This is a genomic window from Curtobacterium sp. UNCCL20 (assembly GCF_900101675.1).
Taxonomy (GTDB): domain Bacteria; phylum Actinomycetota; class Actinomycetes; order Actinomycetales; family Microbacteriaceae; genus Curtobacterium.
This window is the reverse complement of record NZ_FNKG01000003.1, coordinates 300,802-323,470: the sequence shown is the minus strand read 5'-3', so window position 1 is coordinate 323,470 and position 22,669 is coordinate 300,802. Positions and strand designations below refer to the sequence as shown.

At 72.8% G+C, this 22,669-nt stretch carries 18 protein-coding genes; 2 read left to right on the top strand and 16 right to left on the bottom strand.

Annotated features, from left to right (window positions below; all coding sequences use genetic code 11):
* Positions 1 to 25: 25 nt before the first annotated feature.
* From rpe to BLT36_RS14625, 4 genes are read right to left on the bottom strand one after another with little or no spacing between them, the layout of a single operon-like run.
* Positions 26 to 694, bottom strand: coding sequence for a ribulose-phosphate 3-epimerase (gene rpe / locus BLT36_RS14640; RefSeq protein WP_092096239.1), 669 nt, complete (start codon positions 692 to 694; stop codon positions 26 to 28).
* A gap of 22 nt (positions 695 to 716) precedes the next feature.
* Positions 717 to 2,342, bottom strand: coding sequence for an RsmB/NOP family class I SAM-dependent RNA methyltransferase (locus BLT36_RS14635; protein WP_254787678.1), 1,626 nt, complete (start codon positions 2,340 to 2,342; stop codon positions 717 to 719).
* Positions 2,339 to 3,271, bottom strand: a complete 933-nt coding sequence (locus BLT36_RS14630; protein WP_092096236.1) for a methionyl-tRNA formyltransferase — start codon at positions 3,269 to 3,271, stop codon at positions 2,339 to 2,341. The genes BLT36_RS14635 and BLT36_RS14630 overlap by 4 nt, the downstream gene beginning before the upstream one ends.
* 53 nt (positions 3,272 to 3,324) lie before the next feature.
* Complete coding sequence (locus BLT36_RS14625) at positions 3,325 to 6,294, bottom strand: DEAD/DEAH box helicase family protein (protein WP_092096234.1); 2,970 nt, start codon at positions 6,292 to 6,294, stop codon at positions 3,325 to 3,327.
* 96 nt (positions 6,295 to 6,390) lie between these two features.
* Here BLT36_RS14625 and BLT36_RS14620 point away from each other — a divergent pair, with 96 nt between their 5' ends.
* Complete coding sequence (locus BLT36_RS14620; RefSeq protein WP_092096233.1) at positions 6,391 to 6,723, top strand: DUF8129 domain-containing protein; 333 nt, start codon at positions 6,391 to 6,393, stop codon at positions 6,721 to 6,723.
* 15 nt (positions 6,724 to 6,738) lie between these two features.
* Positions 6,739 to 7,200 (top strand): DUF4383 domain-containing protein, encoded by a 462-nt coding sequence (locus BLT36_RS14615; protein WP_092096231.1) that lies wholly within the window; start codon positions 6,739 to 6,741, stop codon positions 7,198 to 7,200.
* 91 nt (positions 7,201 to 7,291) lie between these two features.
* Here BLT36_RS14615 and BLT36_RS14610 read toward each other — a convergent pair whose 3' ends face one another.
* The 12 genes from BLT36_RS14610 to BLT36_RS14555 all read right to left on the bottom strand — a co-directional run bounded on the left by BLT36_RS14610 (position 7,292) and on the right by BLT36_RS14555 (position 22,568).
* Positions 7,292 to 8,470, bottom strand: a complete 1,179-nt coding sequence (locus tag BLT36_RS14610; protein WP_092096230.1) for a glycine C-acetyltransferase — start codon at positions 8,468 to 8,470, stop codon at positions 7,292 to 7,294.
* A complete protein-coding gene (tdh, locus tag BLT36_RS14605) occupies positions 8,470 to 9,519 on the bottom strand; it encodes an L-threonine 3-dehydrogenase (protein ID WP_092096540.1) in 1,050 nt (349 codons plus the stop codon). The genes BLT36_RS14610 and tdh overlap by 1 nt, the downstream gene beginning before the upstream one ends.
* 354 nt (positions 9,520 to 9,873) lie before the next feature.
* Complete coding sequence (locus BLT36_RS14600) at positions 9,874 to 11,856, bottom strand: primosomal protein N' family DNA-binding protein (protein WP_092096228.1); 1,983 nt, start codon at positions 11,854 to 11,856, stop codon at positions 9,874 to 9,876.
* A 7-nt stretch (positions 11,857 to 11,863) separates the two neighbouring features.
* The gene (gene metK, locus BLT36_RS14595) at positions 11,864 to 13,078 is read right to left on the bottom strand and encodes a methionine adenosyltransferase (protein ID WP_092096227.1); all 1,215 of its coding nucleotides are present in this window, start codon (positions 13,076 to 13,078) and stop codon (positions 11,864 to 11,866) included.
* Between the two features lie 5 nt (positions 13,079 to 13,083).
* Positions 13,084 to 13,347 carry a DNA-directed RNA polymerase subunit omega gene (rpoZ, locus tag BLT36_RS14590; protein ID WP_065959155.1) on the bottom strand — a complete coding sequence of 88 codons (264 nt, stop codon included), beginning with the start codon at positions 13,345 to 13,347 and terminating at the stop codon, positions 13,084 to 13,086.
* A gap of 35 nt (positions 13,348 to 13,382) precedes the next feature.
* Positions 13,383 to 14,297: a guanylate kinase gene (gene gmk / locus BLT36_RS14585; protein ID WP_092096225.1), complete on the bottom strand. Its 915-nt coding sequence runs from the start codon at positions 14,295 to 14,297 to the stop codon at positions 13,383 to 13,385.
* On the bottom strand, positions 14,294 to 15,178 hold the full coding sequence (pyrF, locus tag BLT36_RS14580) for an orotidine-5'-phosphate decarboxylase (RefSeq protein ID WP_254787677.1): 885 nt from the start codon (positions 15,176 to 15,178) through the stop codon (positions 14,294 to 14,296). The genes gmk and pyrF overlap by 4 nt, the downstream gene beginning before the upstream one ends.
* A gap of 11 nt (positions 15,179 to 15,189) precedes the next feature.
* Positions 15,190 to 18,483, bottom strand: a complete 3,294-nt coding sequence (carB, locus tag BLT36_RS14575) for a carbamoyl-phosphate synthase large subunit (RefSeq protein ID WP_092096222.1) — start codon at positions 18,481 to 18,483, stop codon at positions 15,190 to 15,192.
* On the bottom strand, positions 18,483 to 19,715 hold the full coding sequence (carA, locus tag BLT36_RS14570; RefSeq protein WP_092096221.1) for a glutamine-hydrolyzing carbamoyl-phosphate synthase small subunit: 1,233 nt from the start codon (positions 19,713 to 19,715) through the stop codon (positions 18,483 to 18,485). The genes carB and carA overlap by 1 nt, the downstream gene beginning before the upstream one ends.
* Entirely contained in the window at positions 19,715 to 20,257 is a 543-nt protein-coding gene (locus BLT36_RS14565; RefSeq protein WP_092096219.1) for a PH-like domain-containing protein, read from the bottom strand. Before BLT36_RS14565 ends, carA begins: the two co-directional genes overlap by 1 nt.
* Positions 20,254 to 21,612, bottom strand: a complete 1,359-nt coding sequence (locus tag BLT36_RS14560) for a dihydroorotase (protein ID WP_092096218.1) — start codon at positions 21,610 to 21,612, stop codon at positions 20,254 to 20,256. The genes BLT36_RS14565 and BLT36_RS14560 overlap by 4 nt, the downstream gene beginning before the upstream one ends.
* Positions 21,609 to 22,568 carry an aspartate carbamoyltransferase catalytic subunit gene (locus BLT36_RS14555; protein ID WP_092096216.1) on the bottom strand — a complete coding sequence of 320 codons (960 nt, stop codon included), beginning with the start codon at positions 22,566 to 22,568 and terminating at the stop codon, positions 21,609 to 21,611. The genes BLT36_RS14560 and BLT36_RS14555 overlap by 4 nt, the downstream gene beginning before the upstream one ends.
* Positions 22,569 to 22,669 lie beyond the last annotated feature (101 nt).

Below are 22,669 nucleotides of genomic sequence, written 5' to 3'. Positions count from 1 at the left end.
CCCGCCGTACCGTCCGGACGGGCGCTCACGACCGGCCCTGGAGGGCTGCCGCCGCCGCCGCGCGGAGGTCCGCGATGCGGGACGTGGGCTCGCCGCCGTACACGGCCGAGCCGGCGACCAGTGTGTCCGCGCCGCTCCGCACGGCCTCGGGCACGGTGTCGACCGCGATGCCGCCGTCGACCTCGAGCCAGACGTCGAGCCCGGAGGCGTCGACGGCCGCGCGGGCGTCCGCGAGCTTCGGCATCACCGACGGCATGAACGACTGGCCGCCGAACCCCGGCTCCACCGTCATGAGCAGGATCATGTCGTAGGCGTCGAGGTGGTGCAGCACCTGCGTGATCGGGGTGCCGGGCTTCACGGCCACCGCCGCACGGGCACCGTTCGAGCGGATCGCCGCGGCGGTCGCCACCGGGTCGTCCGCCGCCTCGAAGTGGAAGGTGACACTGGCGGCACCGGTCTCGGCGTACTTCGGGGCCTCGGTGTCGGCGTCCGTGATCATCAGGTGGACGTCGAGCGGCACCGGCGAGACCTGCTGCAGGCGCTCGACGATCGGCAGGCCGAGGGTGAGGTTCGGCACGAAGTGGTTGTCCATCACGTCGACGTGCACCATGTCGGCGGTGTCGATGCGGTGGAGCTCGCGCTCGAGGTTCGCGAAGTCGGCGGACAGGATGCTCGGCGAGATGCGGATCGTCACCGGGCAAGCCTACCGGCGCGCATCAGGCCACGCGGCGGAACAGCGCGACGAACATCGCGTCGGTCCCGATGCGGTGCGGCCACAGCTGCACCGTGTCGCCGTCCGCGACCTGCGGGTCACGAGCCGCGACGGAGCGCACGACCGACGCGGTGTCGACCTGCTCGAGGACCCCGCCGTGGCGCCGCATCAGCGCGTCCACCTGCCCGCGCGTCTCGGCCAGGTGCGGGGAGCAGGTCACGTACGCGAGCGTGCCGCCCGGCGCGAGCACCCGCACGGCGGCGTCGAGCAGCTCGGCCTGCAGCGCCGCGAGCTCGGGGACGTCCTCGGGCTGCTTCCGCCACCGGGCCTCGGGACGACGGCGGAGCGCGCCGAGACCGGTGCACGGTGCGTCGAGCAGGACGCGGTCGAACGTCACGCCGGCGCCGTCGCGGCCGTACCGGCGACCGTCGCCCTCGACCACGGTGACGGTGTCGCCGAACGCGGCGAGGGCCTTGCGGACGAGTCCGGCCCGCGCGGGCACGAGTTCGTTGGCGACGAGGGAGGCGCCGGACTGCGCGGCCTCGGCTGCGAGGAGCGCCGCCTTGCCGCCGGGCCCGGCGCACAGGTCGAGCCACCGCTCCCCCGGGCGCACCGCGGACGACCGGCTCAGCGCGAGCGCCGCGAGCTGCGAGCCCTCGTCCTGCACCCGGAGCCGGCCGGCCGTGACGCCGGGCACCCGGGCGGGGTCGCCGGAGATCCCGCGGATGCCGACGGGCGACACCGGCAGGTCGGGGACGGTCGGCGCGTGGTCGGCGTCGCTGCCGGGAGGCGCGGCCTCCGGATCGAGGTCGGTCTCGGCTCCCGGGTCGGTCGGCGCCGACGCGGTGGGTGGTGCGTCGACCGCGCGGGTCGCCTCCGACGGGCTGTCGCTGTCGCTGTCGCCGTCGTGGTCGTGGTCGGGCTCGGCAGCACGGGCGGTCGCGGCGGCGACGTCCTCGTCGGTGGCGATCCCGGGCAGCGCAGCGAGCTGCACCCGGGGTGCGACGTTGTCGGCGGCGAGCAGGGCGGCCAGCTCGTCGCGGGAGCGCTCGGCGGCCAGGGCGTCCCGGAGCGCGGCCACGACCCACACCGGGTGCGACCAGCGCGCCGCGAGGAGGGCGTCGCCGCCGCGGCCCTCGGTGATCAGGGCGTCCCACTCGTCGTCGGCGCGCGCGCCGACCTTGCGGAGCACGGCGTTGACGAAGCCGGTGGCGCGGTGGGCACCGACCTCGCGGGCGAGCTCGACCGTCGCGGAGACGGCGGCGTGCACGGGCGTCCGCATGCCGAGCAGCTGGTGCGCGCCGAGCCGCATCACGTCGAGCACGTCCGACTCGATGTTGTCGATGCGGCGACCGGAGGCGAGGGCGACGATCGCGTCGTACCGGCCGAGCATCCGGATGGTGCCGTAGGTGAGTTCGGTGGCGAAGGCCGCGTCGCGGGCGGTGAGCCCGGCGCGGCGGATCCGCGTCGGCAGCAGGAGGTTGGCGTAGGCGTCGTCGACCTGCACGGCGCGGAGGACGTCGAAGGCCACCCGCCGGGCGCTCGTCTGGCGCGGGCCGTGGTTGCGCCGCTGCGGCGAGTTGCTGCGCGGTGCAGAGTTGCCGCGCTGTGGTGCGTTGCCGCTGCTCATGCGAGGACCTTCCCGTCCAGCTCGCCGAGACCACGGGCCCAGGCCGCGGCGTCCATCGCCTTCTTGCCCGCCGGCTGCACCTTGGTGAGCACCAGCGGGTCGTCAGCCGTCCCGACGAACACCCGGCCGCCCTGGACGGCCAGCGCACCGGGGGCGAGGGACGGGGCGGGGTCCGCCGCGCCTCCAGGCCGTTCGCTGCGGAGCAGCTTCACGCGGGTCTCGCCGAGGTGGGCGTACGCGCCGGGCTCGGGGGTGACACCGCGGAGGCGCGCGTGCACGACCGCGGAAGGCCCCGCGAAGTCGATCCGGCCGTCCTCGATGGTGAGCTTCGGGGCCGGTGTCGGCTCGCCGGACTGCTCGGTGGCGACGGCCGTGCCGGCGGCGATGCCGTCGACGACGCGTGCGACCACGTCGGCACCGACCTCGGCCATCGCGGCGAGGACCTCGCCCGAGGTCGCCTCGGGGTCGATGTGGAACGGCTCGGCAGCGTAGACCGGGCCGGCGTCGAGCGCCTCGACGAGCTGGAACACCGTCGCGGCCGTGCGGGTGTCGCCGGCCATCACGGCACGCTGCACCGGGGCGGCGCCGCGGTACGCCGGCAAGTCGGAGAAGTGCAGGTTGACCCAGCCGTGCCGCGGCGCGTCGAGCGCGGGCCGGCGGAGCAGCGCACCGTACGCGACGATGACGCCGAGGTCGACGTCGAGCGCGGCGATGCGGGCGGTGACGTCGTCGTCGACCCGCGAGGCCTCGATCACCGGGAGTCCGAGCTCGGCAGCGACGGCGGCGACCGGGGTCGGCGTGAGGACGCGCTTCCGGCCCTGCGGGGACGCCGGCCGGGTGAGGACCGCGGCGATCTCGTGCTCGGACGCAGCCAGGCGGCGGAGGGTGGGGACAGCCGCAGCGGGGCTGCCGGCGACGACGAGACGCATGGGTTCGATCTTCCCACGTCCGGGGCGGCGGTCCTGCGCGGGTGTCCTCGTGCTCAGGACCACTGGTCGCGGACGACCGGCCCGACCTGCGTCGCACCCGAGCTCCGGCGCGCCCGGACGAGCAGCACGAGGGACTCCGGCGAGTCGATCTCCACCAGCCGAGCGGGTCCGACCGTCCGGTTCCAGTCGCGGGCGAAGGCCTCGGCGTCCGCTCGACGTCGCCCCACCGCTGCCGGGACGGCGAACGACCGCTCTCCGCGGGTGACCGTCCGCGCGATCCACAGGGACAGGGCGAGGAGCGGCGCCCTCCGGATCGTCGCGGTGTCGGTCCGGCGCACCTGCAGGATGAACCGCGGGGTGCGCACCGGTCCGAAGAACTCGGCGAGGGCGTCGGCGACCAGGCGTCGGTCCGCCGGTCCCCCGCCCAGCACCTCCATCGAGAAGCGCTGCGGGACACCGCCCACCAGCTCGGCGCTGACCCGGACGTCGCCCTCGCCGAACGCCGGGACGCGCCCCGCTCGGTGCAGCGCGTCGACCACGACCCGCACGGCGCGCCGGTACGCCCCGACGGTGCTGAACCGCTGCCGGAGCGCCAGGCCGAGCTGCTTCGCCACCGGCCAGCTCAGTCCGACGCCGACCACGAGCACGACGAGGACCCCGAGCAGCGCGGCGACGACCGATCCGTACCGCACGAGGTCGGCGAGGACGCGGACGCTCTGGGCGAGCAGCCACAGCACGACGGCGAGGACGACCGCCAGGATGCCCTCGGCGGTGGGGCCGGTGCGGAACGGCTGCGTCCGCGCTTCCTCGACCACGGCCGCCACGCTCTCGCGGTCGGCGTACGGTTCACCGACGCGCCACGCGTCGTAGCTCGCCTCGCGGGTCGGGAGCTCCGCGGCGACGGCGTCGTCGAGCGCGGGGATGCTCGCACGCGGCACCTTGCCGACGATCGCAGCGAGCCGAGCCGCCTGCGCATCGGTCAGCGCGATCTGCGTCCCCCGGACCACCTGGGTGGCGTCCTCGCGCAGGAGCCCCCAGATGCGCTCGTGCTTCCGGTGCATCCGGGAGACGTCCGGCGCGGCGGCCAGGCGGACGTCCGTCGGGAGGACCGCGGTGACCGTCCAGTTGTGCGCCACCTTCCGTGGCCACGACGGGTCGAGGCGGAGCGTCCGGCCGCGGAGCTGCTGCGTGGCCGACGAGGTCGCGACGGCGGTGAGGTCGACGAGAGTGTTCGCGGCCGGGCAGTCCCAGCCCTCGCCGAGCAGCCCGCGGGTGCCGACGACGAGCCGGGTGGTGCCGTCGGTGAGGAGCGCGGAGACGGCGGCGAGCACGCCGGCCGAACCGGTCCCGGGGGTCTCGACGGCGAGGACACGGTCGTCGCCGTCGACCCGCTCCACCCTGCACGGTGTGCCGAGTTGCCGTTCGAGAGCGGGCAGCAGGTCCTCGGCGTCCCGGGCAGCGATCCGGAGGTGCCGAGCGGTGACGAGCACCGGACGGAGGCCCGCGAGCGAGAACTCGGCGGCGAGCGTGCCGAAGGTGCGGAGCGCCCCGCCCGTGGCGACGGCGCTCCCCCGACCGTTGCCGTGGGTGGCGTGGTCGGTCACCACGACGGCCCGGACGCGGTCCGCGGTGGGCTGGGCGAGTTCGAGGCGCAGGATGTCCACCACCCCGCGGTCCTTCGCGGCGGACGATGCCAGGACCGTGTCGATCGGGTCGCGCCCGCGACGGACACCCCGGTCGGTCAGGGTGAACCCGAAGTCCACGATGGACCGCTTGATGCGCTGCCACTGCTCCGCCCGCTCGGGATCGGGCAGGAGCCGGTCGAGGGCGTACCGGGCGAGCAGGCGGATCCGCTGCTCGGTGTCCGGCGGGTTCCGGACGTCGGCGGGCAGGAGCGTGAGCAGCGGGTGCTCCGGCGCGAACTCGGCGAGCATCCGACCGGCGGATTCGGCGACCGCGAAGTCGGCGGAGAACGCGGCGGCGAGACGCTGCTCGGGGGTGGCCTCGGACAGGGACGGATTCGGCTGCGGGTGAGTCGGCGTCGTCGCCGGGGGTTCCGGCTGCAGCGTCTCCTCGAGCCACGCCCGGCCGTCCGGTCCGGCGAACACGCTCCCGATGAGCTCGGCGAGCCGACGCTCGTGGTCACGGAGGAAGGCGAGCTCGTCGGGTGTCGGCTCGACGAACCAGACGTGGTCCCGGTAGGGAGCGAGGTTCCCCTCCTTCACGACCGCCGGGGTCGGGACCTCGTAGTCGACGTCACCGAGCAGCGCGGTGTAGGTGTCGTGGGCGTCCCGGTCGTCGGTGGACGGCAGGGTCGCGGTGAGCCCGATCACCACCGGTTCGGCGCCGGCGGCACGGATCCGCGCGAGCAGGTAGGCGACGACGAGCGCCCAGTGGTCGAGCAGGTGGTGGCACTCGTCGAGCACGACCGTCTCGACGCCGTGCGCCACGAGCCGGTCGACGAGCGCCCGGGCGTTCGGGTGCAGCGCCTCCGCGAGCACCTCCGGGTCCGCACGCGCCAGACGCTTCCGGATCGCCCGGGACCGCCGCCGGACACCGCTCCGGTACGCGTCCGGGTTGGCGGTCCGGAGGGCGTCGATCCACAGCTCGGCCTGCGCCTCGTCACGGCCACCCGCCACGAGCTCCCGCCGCCAGTCCGCGACCGCGAGGTCGGTGAGCGGACTGCCGGCGTCGAGGACACTGAGCATCTGGTAGGTCAGCGTCGTGAGGTCGCCGGGGTGCTCCGGGTCCTCGGAGACCGTCGCCCCACCGTGCAACGCTGCGGCCGTCCGGGCCCACTGCTGCCGGATCGTGGCCGTCGGCGCGAGGACCAGCGCCCGGGCACCGTGCCGTCCGGCGAGGAGCAGCCCGAGGAGCGTCTTGCCCGCCCCCGGCGGTGCGACGACGTGCGCCGGGTCCCCGGGCACCACCGGGACCCGGTCGAGCACGTCCCGCTGGTAGGTGCGGAGCGTGCCCTGGTACCGCCATCCGGACAGTGGTCGCGTGCGTTCCCCCGTGGTCACGGACCGAGTGTCCCATGCACGCGGCACCGACTGTTCTCTGTGCACCGCCGGAGAGCCGCCTGCGTAATGTCTGGCGACACCGACGGAAGGAGCACCATGACCGGCCGAGAACTGCCACTCCCGGACTTCGACCACATCCCGCTCGGCAACCTCGCGGAGCACGTCGTCCCGCTCGACCGCGACCAGCTCGGCGTGCTGGTCGACCACGAGACGGCGCACGGCAACCGACTGCCGGTGCTCGAGGTCCTCCGACACCGGATCGCAGCACTCGACGACGGCGCCGAGCCCACCGGTTCGGTACCCGACCAGCTGCCGGAGGTGTCCGGCGCGACGCCGGCACCCGCCGAGGTCTCCCCCGCCACCGCCGGCCCGAAGATCAACCCGCCCTCGCAGGGCGTGCCCACCAACCCGGCGCAGCCGCGCCGCTGACCGTCAGGAGTCACCATGACCGACGTCACCACGTCCACCAACCGCTACGCCGGTTCGTCGATCCAGAAGGCCACGCTCGTGGTCGGCATCGTGTTCCTGCTCGTCGGGATCGCCGGCTTCATCCCCGGGTTGACGACCGGGGACCTCGCCGGCGCCGGCCACGAGTCGATGGCGATGCTGCTCGGCGTCTTCCAGGTGTCGGTGCTGCACAACATCGTGCACCTGCTGTTCGGCGTCGTCGGGCTGCTCGCAGCGTCCCGTGCCACCGGGTCGCGGATGTACCTCGTGATCGGCGGCATCGTCTACTTCGTGCTCTGGATCTACGGCCTGTTCACCGCGGGCCACAGCTCCGGCGCGAACTTCGTCCCCCTCAACAACGCGGACAACTGGCTGCACCTGGTCCTCGCCGTCGGCATGGTCGCCCTCGGCATCGTCCTGCCGCGCGAGCGTCGTCGTCCGGTCGGTCCGGTCGCCTGAGGCGTCCACGACGAAGCCCCGCCCGGCGTACCGGGCGGGGCTTCGTCGCGCGCGGTGCCGGCTTCATCGTGCGCCCCGGGCACCGTCGCCGTCAGACGGCAGCAGCGCGGGACGCCACGAACGCGTCCACGCACCGGCGGACCTGCTCCTCGGTGTGCGCCGCGGAGAGCTGCACCCGGATCCGCGCCTTCCCCTTCGGTACCACCGGGTAGCTGAACGCCGTGACGTAGATCCCCCGCGCCTGCATCTCGTCGGCGATCCGGGCGGTCAGCGCCGCGTCGTGGAACATCACCGGGACGATCGGGTGCTCGCCCGGCAGCAGGTCGAACCCGGCCTCGGTCATCAGCGACCGGAACAGCGCGGCGTTCCGACCCAGCCGCGCACGCGCCTCGTCGGAGCGTTCGATGAGGTCGAGGGCAGCCACCGTGCCCGCGGCGATGACCGGCGCGAGCGAGTTCGAGAACAGGTACGGACGCGACCGCTGCCGGAGCAGGTCGACGATCTCCCGGCGGCTCGACACGTACCCGCCCGACGCACCGCCGAGCGCCTTGCCGAACGTCCCCGTGTACACGTCGACACGGTCCGCGACCCCGCACAGCTCGGGCGTCCCGCGGCCGTGCTCCCCGACGAAGCCCACCGCGTGCGAATCGTCCACGATGACGAGCGCGTCGTAGCGCTCGGCGAGGTCGCAGATCTCGGCGAGCGGCGCGATCGAGCCGTCCATCGAGAAGACGCCGTCGGTGACCACCGCACGGAACCGGGCCGACGAGGCGGCGGCGAGTTGCGCCTCCAGGTCCGACACGTCCCGGTTCCGGTACCGGAACCGCTGCGCCTTCGACAGCCGCACGCCGTCGATGATCGACGCGTGGTTCAGCTCGTCGGAGATGATCGCGTCCTCGGCGCCGAGCAGCACCTCGAAGAGGCCGCCGTTCGCGTCGAAGCACGACGAGTAGAGGATCGTGGCCTCGGTACCGAGGAACCCGGAGACCCGACGTTCGAGGTCGAGGTGCAGGTCCTGCGTGCCGCAGATGAACCGCACGCTCGCCATCCCGTAGCCCCAGCGGTCGAGGGCGGCCTTCGCCGCGTCGACCAGGTCGGTGGAGTCGGCGAGCCCGAGGTAGTTGTTCGCGCAGAAGTTGAGGAGCTCTGCGCCGTCCGCCTCGATCGCGGCACGCTGCGGTCCGGCGATGCCACGTTCGTGCTTGGTCAGTCCCGCGGACTCGATGCCCGCGAGCTCCGCCGTCAGGTGGTCCTTGATCGCGCCGTACATCAGATCTCCGTCCAGTCGATGACGACCTTGCCGCCGTCCGCGCTCGCCGCCGCGGCGAACGCTGCCTCCCAGTCGCGGGCGGCGAACCGCGCCGAGACGATCGAACCGATGCGGTCGCGCAGCACCTGGCTGGTCTGCAGCACCCCGCTCATGGTCTGCCAGGTCTCGAACATCTCGCGGCCGTAGATCCCCTTGACCGTGAGCATGTGCGTGACGACCTTGCCCCAGTCGACGGCGATCTCGCCCGTCGGGAGGCCGAGCATCGCGATCCGTCCGCCGTGGTTCATGTTCTCGACCATCGCGGGCAGGGCGCTCGGCGCACCGGACATCTCGAACCCGACGTCGAATCCCTCGCGCATCCCGAGCTGCGCCTGGGCCGCACGGATCGGGTCCCCGTCCCCGCCGACGTCCACACCGAGGTCCGCCCCCATCGTCTCCGCGAGGGCGAGCCGGTTCGCGCTGACGTCGGTCCCCACGACGAACCGGGCGCCGGCGTGCCGAGCGACGGCGATCGCCATGAGCCCGATCGGACCGCAGCCCGTGACGAGCACGTCCTCGCCGACGAGCGGGAACGTGAGCGCGGTGTGCACCGCGTTGCCGAGCGGGTCGAACAGCGCGCCCACATCCGGGTCGACGTCGGTGTGGTGCACCCACACGTTGGCGCCGGGCAGCGTCAGGTACTCGGCGAACGCCCCGTCCCGCTGCACCCCGAGCCCGGTGGTCCGGATGCACATCTGCCGTCGGCCCGCTCGGCAGTTGCGGCAGGTCCCGCAGACGATGTGCCCCTCGCCCGACACCCGGTCCCCCACGGCGACGTCGCGGACGGCGGACCCGACCTCGGCGACCTCGCCGAAGAACTCGTGCCCGGGGATGAGCGGGGTGGTCACGGCCGAGGCGGCCCAGGCGTCCCACCGCCGGATGTGCAGGTCGGTCCCGCAGATCCCGGTGCGGAGCACCCGGATGAGGACTTCGTCATCGGTCGGGACCGGCACCGGCCGTTCCGTCATGGTCAGTCCCGGAGCAGTGTCCGGTTTGTACAGCGCCCTCATCGGCGTCATCCGCGTCACCTCGTCGTGCGTGATGTGTCAGTGGTGGCGGCTCGTGACCGCCGTCGACCAGCCTGGCACAGGTGCGGGCGCGCGGCCGTGCACGTCGTGTGCACGGGGCGGCGGGCGCGTGCGCGGCGCGTGCGGTGCGGTGCGTGCGCATGTTCCGACATCCCACGCAGCGATCGACAGGTGGAACGTCGAAAGATGCACACGCAGCCAGTGCGTGCGCATGTTCCGACATCCCACGCGGCGATCGACAGGTGGAACGTCGGAAGATGCACACGCGGGGAGTTGCGGCCTGGAGGCACGGCGCGCGCCCGCCACGCACGAGGCGTCCCCGGAAGCGCGGCCCGGTCAGACCTCGCTGAACGGCTCCGCGTCGTCGAGACGCACCCGGAGCGACGGCGCCGCTCGCCGTCGGTTGCCCCCGGGCAGCACCCGCCGGGTCGACGAGCGCCGGATGACCTCGGCCTTGAGCGTCGCCGCCACCTCGGCGCCGTGCGCGTACGGGAACCGCACGATCGCCCGGACGGTTCCGGGGACGGCATCGCCCTCGACCGGCACCGGGCCGAGCACCGGACCGGCCGTCGCACCCTCGAGCGCTTCGACCGCGGCGGTCACGGCCTCGTCCGTCCCGGTGAGGGTCGCGACCCGCACGGCCGGCGGGAAGTGCAGCTCACGGCGGTCGGCGAGTTCGTCGTGCGCCGGACCGTCGAGCCGCCACAGCGCCATCGCCGTGGCCAGCTTGCCGCCGATGCCCACCAGGTACGTCTCCGCTCCGGGGGCACCCTTCGCGGCGGCGTTCGTCCAGAAGCGCAGGACGTCCTCCTGCACGCGGAGTCCTTCGCGGGCGAGCATCCGCTCCCCGTCGAGGAGGAGCACGCACGCGTACCCGCCGGGCACCGAGGGCTCGGCGCCGCGTGTGGCGACGACGACGGAGGGTCGGGCCGGGACCTCGTCGAGGGGCCGGGACCCGTCGGCGACGACGATGCGGGTGCCCGGGAAGGCCCGGCCGAGTTCGTCGGCGGTGCGCTGCGCCCCCTGTCCGACCGGCTTCACGGTGCCGTTCCCGCAGGTCGGGCAGCGGAAGCCGACGGCGAGGGCGCCGCAGAACCGGCACTGGGGCGTCGCGCCCCGGTGCGGGCTGCCGAGCGGACCGCCGCAGATCCGGCAGTGGGCACGCTCCCCGCACTCGGCACAGACCATGCCGGTGCCGAACCCCGGGCTGGCGACCTGCACGAGGACCGGGCCGTGCTGGCTGGCCTCGCGCGCCGCACGCCACGCCGAGCTCGGGATCCGGGCCTGGGCGGCGAAGCCCTCGGCCCCCGTCTGCTGGATCGTCGGGATGACCTTCGGGGCCTTCGCGCGGAACGGCGTGACCTCGTCGAGCCAGCGCAGCTCGACGAGCCGCTGGACGTCGGTGCTCCGCGCGTGCGAGACGAACAGCAGCGCTGCGCCGGACTGGGCGGCCCGGACCAGGGCGACGTCGCGGGTGTGCACGTACGGGGCCCGGGGTTCGATGAACGAGGCGTCGCCGTCGTCCCACGTCGCGATGAGCCCGAGTTCGGCCGCCGGCGCGTACACCGCCGTGCGGTTGCCGATCGCGACCACCGCGTGGGTGCGCGCCTGCAGCAGGGCCTTCGCGCGCTGCCCGTTCGTCTGCTTGGCGTCGAACCGGACGACCCGCTCCGGGGGCAGCACCGCGAGCAGGGCGCGCTCGAGGTCCATGACGTCGCGGAAGTCGGGCACGGCCACGACCGCGGACTGCTCGGCTGCGATCGCGTGTGCCGCAGCCTGGGCGAGCGTCGCCGCCCACCCCGGCACCCAGACGGCGTCGTCGCCGTCCCCGAGCGCGACCGGGTGGGGGACGGCGGCGACCGCAGCACGCCCGTGGTCGGCGACCAGTGCCTCCAGGACGCCCTCGGCGTAGCCCGTGACGGGCGGAGCGGTCACCGGCGGAGGCGACCACGTCGTGTCACGGGCCAGCCAGGCCTTCTCGGCGCGGACCTGGCGGGTCGGGACGGCGAGGCGCAGCACGTCGGAGGCGACGCCCGCCGCACGGTCGGCGACGGCGCGGGCCAGCGTCCAGATCTCCGGCGCGAGGACCGGCATCGGCGAGACGACCGTCTCGATCGCGCTGAGTTCGCCCGGGTAGTCGCCCTCGTCGACGATCTCGACGACGTACGCGTCGGACATCCGCGCACCGGTCCGCAGCGGGACCTTCACGCGCACCCCGGGCACGCAGTCGTCCTCGAGCTCGGCCGGCACCCGGTAGTCGAACAGACGGTCCAACTGCGGGAGCGGCGAGTCGAGGACGACGCGCGCGACGGTGGTCACGCGGTGCCTAGACGGCGGCGGCGACGAGTCCTGCGGCGGCGCGGAGTTCCTCGACGCGGTCGAGCGCTTCCCAGGTGAACCCGGGGAGCTCGCGGCCGAAGTGGCCGTACGTCGCGGTCTTGGCGTAGCGCGGCTTGAGCAGGTCGAGATCGCGGATGATCGCGGCCGGACGCAGGTCGAACACCTGGCGGATCGCCGCTTCGATCGTGGCGTCGTCGACGTGGCCGGTCCCGAAGGTCTCCACGTACAGCCCGACCGGCTTCGCACGGCCGATCGCGTAGGCGACCTGGACCTCGAGACGGTCGGCGAGGCCCGCGGCGACCGCGTTCTTCGCGACCCAGCGGAGGGCGTACGCCGCCGAACGGTCGACCTTCGACGGGTCCTTGCCGCTGAACGCACCGCCACCGTGACGGGAGGCCCCGCCGTAGGTGTCGACGATCACCTTGCGACCGGTGAGCCCGGCGTCGCCCTGGGGGCCGCCGATCTCGAAGCGGCCGGTCGGGTTCACGATGACGTCGACGTGCGACGAGTCGAGGTCGACCAGGTCGAGGACCGGTCGGATGACGTGCTCGGTGATCGCCGCGGTGAGCTCGTCGAGCGTCACGCTCGGCGAGTGCTGCGTCGAGAGCACGACGGTCTCGACGGTCTTCGGCACGACGCCGTCGTACCCGACGGTGACCTGGGTCTTGCCGTCGGGCCGCAGGAAGGTCAGCTCGCCGGACTTGCGGACCTCGGCCAGACGCTCGGCCAGGCGGTGCGCCAGCCAGATGGCGACCGGCATGTACTCGGGGGTCTCGTTCGTCGCGAAGCCGAACATGATGCCCTGGTCGCCCGCGCCCTGACGGTCGAGCGGGTCGACGCCGGCACCGGAGCGGGCGTCGAGCGACTCGTCCACACCCTGGGCGATGTCCGGCGACTGCGCGCCGATGGAGACCTCGACGCCGCAGGTGTGCCCGTCGAACGACACCTCGGACGAGTTGTAGCCGATGCCCGTGATGACGTCACGGACGAGCTTCGGGATCTCGACGTAGCCGGAGGTCGTGACCTCGCCCGCGACGTGCACGAGCCCCGTGGTGACCATCGTCTCGACGGCGACGCGTGCGTGCGGGTCGACCTCGAGCAGCGCGTCGAGGATCGTGTCCGAGATCTGGTCGCAGATCTTGTCGGGGTGCCCCTCCGTCACCGACTCGGACGTGAAGAGGCGCAGAGCAGCTGCAGTCACCGGGGTCAGTCGGAGGGCTGCTGCTGCTTGGTGACCGTGAGCTTGTCCTCGTTGATCTCGTGCAGCGCGACGGACAGCGGCTTGTCGTCGATCGTCGAGTCGACCAGCGGGCCGACGTTGTCGAACAGCGAACCCTCGTGCAGGTCGGCGTAGTAGTCGTTGATCTGACGCGCGCGCTTCGAGGCGAAGATGACGAGCGCGTACTTCGACTCCACCTTGGCGAGCAGGTCGTCGATGGGCGGGTCGATGATGCCCTGGGGGTTGGCCATGGTGTCTCCTGTCGACGGAACGAACGGAGCGCCCGTCAGGGCGCAGAGAACAAGTCTACGACCTCGCGTGCCGCGGTGCCGACATCGGAGTTCACGATCCGCACGTCGAACTCGTCCTGCGCGGCCAGTTCGACCTTGGCGGTGTCGAGCCGGCGAGCCTGTTCCTCGGCCGATTCCGTGCCGCGGCCGATGAGCCGACGGACGAGTTCCTCCCACGAGGGCGGCAGCAGGAACACCAGGACGGCCTCGGGCATGGCGTCGCGGACCTGCCGGGCACCCTGCAGGTCGATCTCGAGCATCACCTTGTCGCCGGCGTCGAGCGCGCGGTCGATCGGCGGGCGCGGGGTGCCGTACCGGTACGAGTTGTGCACGGTCGCCCACTCGAGGAGTTCGCGGTCGCGGATCATCCGGTCGAACTCGTCGTCGTCCACGAAGAAGTAGTGCACGCCGTCGACCTCGCCCGGGCGGGGCTTCCGGGTCGTCGCGGAGACGCTGAGGTTGACGTCCGGGTACTGCTCGCGGATGTACGCGCTGACGGTGCCCTTGCCGACCGCGGTCGGGCCGGCGAGGACGACGAGCTTCGAGGTGCCGCGCTTCCGGCCGCGGGCCGCGAGCCAGTCCGCCAGCTCGGAACGCTGCCGGGTGCCGAGGCCGCCGAGGCGCTTCGACGGCGCGATGCGCAGGTCGCCCATGATCGATTCGGCACGAGCCGGGCCGATGCCGGGCAGGCTCGTCAGCAGGTCACGGACCCGCAGGGACTTCTCGGCCGGGGCATCGGCGTCGGACCACGCGGTCCGGGCGACGTCGAGCGCGGAGCGCTCCCCCGACGCGATCGCGGCCTTCACCGCGGCGCGGGCACGGCGGGCCGCCACCGCTGCCTGCGCGGCGGCGACCCGGTCGACCTCCGGCGGGTTCCGGTGGGCGGGCAGGTCGTCGCGGTCGGACGTCATGCGGCCGCTCCCAGTGCGGTGCGGATGCGGTCCGCCCGGTCGGCGACGAGCGCGGCGACCCCGTCCGGTCCGTCGGTCAGCAGCCCGCGGGACTCGCTCACGAGGACCTGCTCGGCGCGTACGCCGTACAGGGAACGGAGGTCCTCGATGCGGGCGCCCTGGGCACCGAAGCCCGGAGCGAGGACCGGCGCGGAGCCGATCGTGTCCGCGTCGATGCCGAAGTCGTCGAGGTCGAGGGTGGCGCCGAGCACGAGCCCGACGTCACCGAGGGGCTGGTCGCCGCCGGCCCGGTTGTCGTCTGCCACGTCCAAGACGATACCGGCAGCCACGGACCGTCCGGCCCACGGGCCCTCGGCGAGGACCGCGGTCTGCAGGACCCGGGCCTCCGGGTTGCTCGTCGCCGCGAGCACGAAGACCCCGGCGCCGTTCCGGCGCGCGACCTCGACGGTCCCCGCGAGCGACCCGTAGCCGAGGTACGGCGAGACCGTCATGGCGTCGGCCGCGAACGGCCCGTCACGGTCCAGCCACGCGAGCGCGTAGTCGTCCCCCGTCGTGCCGATGTCGCCCCGCTTCACGTCGGCGACGACCAGGAGGCCCGCATCGCGTGCACGACGGATGGTCGCGTCGAGCGCACGGTAGCCCGCCACCCCGGCCGCCTCGAAGAAGGCGATCTGCGGCTTCACGATCGCGGCCCGGCCGGCGGCGGCGTCGACGAGGGTCGCACCGAAGACCGTCAGGCCGGCCTCGTCGCGGCCGAGCCCCCACGCCGCCAGCGTGGCGGCGTGGGGGTCGATGCCGACGCAGAGGGCTGAACGGGACCCGATGGCGGCGGCGAGCCGGACGCCGAAGGAGGCGGTGCCTCCGGGCTGGGACGTCCCCACGCTGGCAGCCGTCACCAGGTCGCGCGCTCGAGCGCGTAGTCCTGCAGGCTCCGCACGGTGTGCGGCGAACCGATCGTCTCGATCGCCGCGACCGCCGCCCCGAGCTGCGCGATCGTCGTGAACAGCGGCTTGTCCGCCGCGACCGTCGCCGCACGGATCTCGTACCCGTCCGCACGACCGGCGGCACCCGACGGGGTGTTGATCACGATGTCGACCTCGTTGCGCGCCAGCAGGTCGACGACGCTCTCGCCACCCTCGCTGTACTTGCCGACGAGCGTGACCTCGATGCCGTTGCGCTGGAGCACCTCGGCGGTGCCCTCGGTCGCGGTGATCGTGAAGCCGAGCTGCTGCAGGCGGTGCACCGGCAGCACGACCTGGCGCTTGTCGGTGTCGGCGACGCTCACGAACACGGTGCCGCTCGTCGGCAGGCCGCCGTACGCGGCTTCCTGCGACTTGAGGAACGCACGCGGGAAGTCGCGGTCGATGCCCATGACCTCGCCGGTGGAGCGCATCTCGGGGCTGAGCACCGAGTCGACGACCTGGCCGTCGCGGGTCCGGAACCGGCGGAAGGGCAGGACGGCTTCCTTGACCGCGATGGGCGACTGCATCGGGACGAACGCACCGTCGCGGGCGGGCAGGAGCCCCTCGTCGACGAGCGCGGCGATCGTGGTGCCGGTCATGATGCGGGACGCGGCCTTGGCGAGCGGGATGCCGAGCGCCTTGGAGACGAACGGGACCGTGCGGCTGGCGCGGGGGTTCGCCTCGAGCACGTAGAGCACGCCGGCGCCGATCGCGAACTGCACGTTGAGGAGCCCCTGCACGCCGATGCCGCGGGCGATCTTCTCGGTCGCGTCGACGACGCCCTGGATCTCCGCCCGGCCGAGGCCGACCGGGGGCAGGGTGCACGCGGAGTCGCCGGAGTGGATGCCGGCCTCTTCGAGGTGCTCCATGATGCCGCCGATGTAGAGCCGCTCGCCGTCGTACAGCGCGTCGACGTCGATCTCCACGGCGTCGTCGAGGAACCGGTCGACGAGCAGCGGGAGCTCCGGCCCGATGATCGCCTGGTCGGCCATCCGGTCGAAGTAGTCGGCGAGGGTGGCGGTGTCGTAGACGATCTCCATGCCGCGGCCGCCGAGCACGAAGGACGGGCGGACGAGGACCGGGTAGCCGATCTCCTCGGCCACCGCGGTCGCGCTGGCGAGGTCGTGGGCCGTGCCGTTCCGCGGGGCGAGGAGGCCCGCCTGGTCGAGGATCGCGGAGAACTGGCCGCGCTCCTCGGCGGAGTCGATCGCCGCCGGGCTGGTGCCGAGGATCGGGATCCCGGCCGCCTCGAGCGGCTTCGCGAGCCCGAGTGCCGTCTGACCACCGAGCTGCACGACCACGCCGACGAGCTCGCCGGACGCCGCCTCGGCCTCGATGACCTCGAGGACGTCCTCGGTCGTGAGCGGCTCGAAGTAGAGCCGGTCCGAGGTGTCGTAGTCGGTCGACACGGTCTCGGGGTTGCAGTTGATCATGATCGTCTCGAACCCGGCGGCGCTCAGCGCGAAGGACGCGTGCACGCAGGAGTAGTCGAACTCGACGCCCTGCCCGATGCGGTTCGGACCGGAGCCGAGGATGACGACCTTCTTGCGGTCGCTCGGGACGACCTCGGTCTCGGCGTCGTACGACGAGTAGTGGTACGGCGTCAGGGCCGGGAACTCACCCGCGCAGGTGTCGACCGTCTTGAAGACCGGCCGGATGCCCAGTGCGTGCCGTGCGTCGCGCGCGTCCTGCTCACTGAACGGCTTTGCGTCGGTGCTGCGCAGCGACGCGATCTGCACGTCGCTGAAACCGTGCTCCTTCGCCCACCGCAGGGTGTCCGCGTCGAGCGTCTCCGCGTTCTTGACCTCGTCGGCGACCTCGTTGATGAGGACGATCTGGTCGATGAACCACGGGTCGATCTTGGTGGCCTCGAAGACCTCCTCGGCGGTGGCGCCGGCGACGAGTGCCTGCTGCACCGTGACGATGCGCCCGTCGGTGGGGATCGAGGACTTCTCGAGCAGGGCGGCCTTGTCGAGCTCGGCAGCCGGGACATCCCAGTGGAAGCTCGACCCGCGCTTCTCGAGGCTGCGGAGCGACTTCTGCAGCGCGGTCGCGTAGTTGCGGCCGATCGCCATCGCCTCGCCGACGCTCTTCATCGTCGTGGTGAGGGTGGCGTCCGCCGCCGGGAACTTCTCGAACGCGAAGCGCGGGGTCTTCACGACGACGTAGTCGAGCGTGGGCTCGAAGCTGGCCGGCGTCACGCGGGTGATGTCGTTCTCGATCTCGTCGAGGCGGTACCCGATCGCGAGCTTCGCGGCGATCTTGGCGATCGGGAAGCCCGTCGCCTTCGACGCCAGCGCGCTCGAGCGCGAGACACGCGGGTTCATCTCGATGACGATGACGCGCCCGTTCGACGGGTCGACGGCGAACTGGATGTTGCAGCCACCGGTGTCGACGCCGACGCGGCGGATGATGTCGATGCCGATGTTCCGCATGTTCTGGTACTCGCGGTCGGTCAGCGTCAGCGCGGGGGCGACGGTGATCGAGTCGCCGGTGTGGACGCCGACCGGGTCGACGTTCTCGATGGAGCAGATCACGACGGTGTTGTCGTAGTTGTCGCGCATCAGCTCGAGCTCGTACTCCTTCCAGCCGAGGATCGACTCCTCGAGGAGGACCTCGGTCGTCGGGCTGGACTGCAGGCCGTCGCCGACGAAGCGGACGAGTTCCTCTTCGTTGTACGCGAAGCCGGAGCCGAGGCCACCCATGGTGAAGGACGGCCGGACGACGAGCGGGTAGCCGAGGTCCTCGGCGAAGCCCTTCGCCTCCTCGAGGGTGTGCGCGATGTGGCTGCGGGCCACGTCGGCTCCGGACTCGAGCACGAGCTCCTTGAAGAGCTGGCGGTCCTCACCGCGCTGGATCGCGTCGACCTTGGCGCCGATGAGCTCCACACCGTACTTGTCGAGGATGCCCTCGGCGTCGAGCTTGATGGCGGCGTTCAGCGCGGTCTGCCCACCGAGGGTCGGCAGCACGGCGTCCGGCTGCTCGATCTTGATGATCTCCTCGAGCGACGCGCTCGTGATCGGCTCGATGTAGGTCGCGTCGGCGAAGTCCGGGTCGGTCATGATCGTCGCCGGGTTCGGGTTGACGAGGATCACGCGGACGCCCTCGGCACGGAGGACGCGGCACGCCTGGGTGCCGGAGTAGTCGAACTCGGCGGCCTGCCCGATGACGATCGGACCGGAGCCGATGACGAGGACGGAGTTGATGTCTTGGCGCTTCGGCATCAGTTGCTGCTTTCGTTCGTCGTGACGTCGGCCTGGGAGCTGCCGGTCGTCGGGTCTGCTGCCGGGGTGGTGGCGTCGGCGGTCGCCGCGTCGAGGGGCGTCCCGTCGCGCCTGGCACGCACGAGGTCGGCGAAGCGGTCGAACAGGTACATGCTGTCGTGCGGACCGGCGGCGGCCTCGGGGTGGTACTGCACGCTGAACGCCGGCACGTCGAGGGCGCGGAGGCCCTCGACCACGTTGTCGTTGAGCGAGTAGTGCGAGACCTCGACCCGGCCGAACCCGGCCGGCGACTCGATGACCTCACCGAGCGGCGCGTCGACCGCGAAACCGTGGTTCTGGCTCGTGATCTCGACCTTGCCGGTCGTGGTGTCGAGCACCGGCTGGTTGATGCCGCGGTGGCCGAAGGGCAGCTTGTAGGTGCCGAAGCCGAGGGCGCGGCCGAGCAGCTGGTTGCCGAAGCAGATGCCGAAGAACGGGCGACCGGTCTTCAGGCTGTCCTGCAGCAGCGCCACCTGGGCGTCCGACGCCGCCGGGTCGCCGGGGCCGTTCGAGTAGAAGAGCGCGTCGGGGCCGAGTGCTTCGAGCTCCGCCGCGGTGATGTCCTGCGGCACGACGTGCACCTCGAAGCCGCGGGCGGCGAGGTAGCGCGTCGTCGAGGCCTTCACGCCGAGGTCGAGCACGGCCAGCGTGCCGATCTGCTCGCCGACCGCCGGCACCACGTAGGTCTCCGGGGTGGACACGACCGCCGAGAAGCTCGCCCCGGCCATCGTGGCCTGCGACCGGACCGCGTCCAGCTGCGACTCGGCGGACAGCGCCGCGTCCTCGCCGCTGAACACGCCGCCCTTCATGGCACCGGCGTCGCGGATCCGGCGGGTGAGCGCCCGGGTGTCGATGCCGGAGATCCCCACGATGCCGTCCCGGACGAGGTGCTCGTCGAGCGAGGCGTTCGCGCGGTGGTTCGACACCACGCGGCTGGGGTCGCGCACGACGTACCCGGCCACCCAGATGCGACGGGACTCGGGGTCCTCGTCGTTCACCCCGGTGTTGCCGATGTGCGGCGCGGTCTGCACCACGATCTGCCCGGCGTAGGAGGGGTCGGTGAGGGTCTCCTGGTAGCCGGTCATGCCGGTCGCGAAGACCACCTCGCCGAGCGTGCGCCCACGGGCGCCGTAGGCCCAGCCGTCGTACCGGGTGCCGTCTTCGAGGACCAGTACGGCCCGTTCGCGTGTCATCAGTTCGTCCCTTCGCCCGCGGTGTGCGGGTGGTTGTGCTTCGTCGACAGTCCCTGCAGGGCGACGAGTGCTGCTGCGTCGCCCTCCGGGAACCGGAAGTAGGTGTCGAGGTCCGTCGCACCTGCGGCGCCGGTCGCCGTCCATCGCAGACGGACCAGTCCCCCGGGCTCGACCACACGGTCGATGGCCCACGTGGCGCGGTCGGCGCCGCGGACGGCGTCGGCCTCGATCCACCGGTCGGGCGTCCCCGCGAGGTGCAGGACCACACCGGTGTCGTGGACGGTCACACCGCCGCGACCCCGGAACCCGAGTCCGCCCGCCGTGATCCGTTCGAGCGGCTGGTCGGCGCGGGTCGTCGCGACGGTGAAGCCGTCCCACGACCCGGCCGCCGGTGACAGGTCGGCCGGGACGCTGACTGGAGGCACGGCTTCCGCCTGCTTCCTGACCCGCGTCCGCCAGGTGCGCGCCATGGCGACGAACAGCAGGACGACCAGGGCGAGGATGATCGCCCCTTCGGTCCAGCGGAGCGTGTCGCCGCTCATGCGGTCGCCCCGATCCGGGTGGCGCGGGCGTGCGCGGCGACCGTCTCGGCATCGACGAGCGTGCCGTCGAGGACCGTGGCGGCGCCGTGGTGGAACGTCGCGACGACGCGGCCGGGGAGCCGCATGCCGAGGTACGGCGAGTTCTGGGACTGCCCGGCGAGGTCACCGACCGAGAACTCGCGGCTGGCGGCGGGGTCGTAGAGGGTGATCTCGGCCGGCGCACCCTCGGCGATCCGCTGGCCGTGGCCCTCGACCTGCCCGATCCGTGCCGGCGCCTCGGAGAGCACCCGCGCGACGTCGGCCCAGTCGAGCTGCCCGCTCTCGACCACCGCGGCCTGCACGACGCTCAGCGCCGACTCCAGCCCGACCATGCCGTTCGCGGCCGCGGGCCACTCGCAGCACTTCGCCTCGGCGGTGTGCGGGGCGTGGTCGGTCGCGACGATGTCGATGGTGCCGTCGGCGAGGGCGGCGCGGAGGGCGTCGACGTCCTCACGGGAGCGCAGCGGCGGGTTCACCTTGTACCGGGCGTCGTACCCGGCGGCGCCGTCGCGCCCGGCGATCAGGTCCTCGGTGAGGACGAGGTGGTGCGGGGTGACCTCGGCGGTGACGTCGATGCCACGGGACTTCGCCCAGCGGATCACCTCGACGCTGCCCGCGGTCGAGACGTGGCAGACGTGCAGCCGGGCCCCGACGTGGTCGGCGAGCAGGACGTCACGGGCGATGATCGCCTCTTCGGCGACGGCCGGCCAGCCCGCGAGTCCGAGCTCGGACGACAGCCGACCCTCGTTCATCTGCGCACCGATGGTCAGCCGCGGTTCCTGGGCGTGCTGCGCGAGCACCCCACCGAAGCCCTTGATGTACTCGAGCGCCCGGCGCATCAGCAGCGGGTCCGCGACGCACGACCCGTCGTCCGAGAAGACCCGGACCTTCGCCCGCGAGGTCGCCATCGCCCCGATCTCGGACAGGTGCGTGCCCTGCAGCCCCTGCGACACCGCACCGATCGGGCGCACCGTGACGTAGCCCGCGTCGTCACCGAGCGCCTGCACCTGCTCGACCACGCCGGCGGTGTCCGCCACCGGGGAGGAGTTCGCCATCGCGTTCACCGCGGTGAAGCCGCCGGCGGCCGCGGCACGCGAGCCGGTGAGGACGGTCTCCGACTCTTCGTGACCGGGCTCGCGGAGGTGGGTGTGGAGGTCCACGAGACCGGGGAGGGCGATCAGACCGTCCGCATCGACGACCGTGGCACCGGCCGTGTCGAGACCGGACCCGACCGCGGCGATGCGTCGTCCCTCCAGGCGGATGTCGGCACGCGAGCCGTCGACCAGCTGCGCGCCACGGATGAGGTGAGCGGTCATGCGACGGACTCCTTCGCTTCGTTGCCGGTCAGGGCCAGGTAGAGGACGGCCATCCGGACCGAGACGCCGTTCTCGACCTGCTCGACGACCGTCGAGCGCGGGTCGTCGGCGGCGACGCCGGCGATCTCGAGCCCCCGGTTCATCGGCCCCGGGTGCATGATGAGCGTCCGTTCGGCGAGCCGGCCGAACCGGGCCGCCGTCAGCCCCCAGTGGCGCGTGTACTCACGGGGGTTCGGGAAGAACGCGTCGTTCATCCGCTCCTGCTGGATCCGCAGGGTCATCACGACGTCGGGGTCCTCGGCGAGGGCCGCGTCGAGGTCGTGGTGCACCGCTGCACCGAACGGGGTGCTCGACACCGGCAGGAGGGTCGGCGGGGCCGCGAAGGTCACGCTCGCGCCGAGGGTCTGCAGCAGCCAGGCGTTGCTCCGGGCGACGCGGCTGTGCAGGACGTCGCCCACGATGAGGACTCGGACGCCGTCGAGCGCCTTCCCGCGGCTGGCGTCACCGTGCAGGCGTCGGCGCATCGTGAAGGCGTCGAGCAGGGCCTGGGTCGGGTGCTCGTGCGTGCCGTCGCCCGCGTTCACGACCGGGACGTCGATCCAGTCGGCGTCGGCGAGGACCCGCGGGGCGCCGGACGCGCCGTGCCGCATCACGATCCCGTCGATGCCCATCGCGCCGAGGGTCTGCACGGTGTCCTTGAGGGACTCGCCCTTCGAGACGCTCGACCCCTTCGCGGCGAAGTTGAGGACGTCGGCGGAGAGGCGCTTCGCGGCGGCCTCGAACGAGATGCGGGTGCGCGTGGAGTCCTCGAAGAAGAGGTTCACGACGGTCTTGCCGCGGAGGGCCGGGAGCTTGCGGACCTCGCGGGAGTTGACCTCGGCCATCTCCTCGGCGACGTCGAGGATGTGGATGGCCTCGGCGCGGGAGAGGTCGGCGGTGGAGAGGAGGTGCTTCACGCGACGCCTCCCTGCTGGCTGCCCGGCTGCTGGCTGCCCGGGTGTTGGCGGCCCGGCTGCTGGCTGCCCGGGTGTTGCCTGCCCGGCTGCTGGCTGCGCGG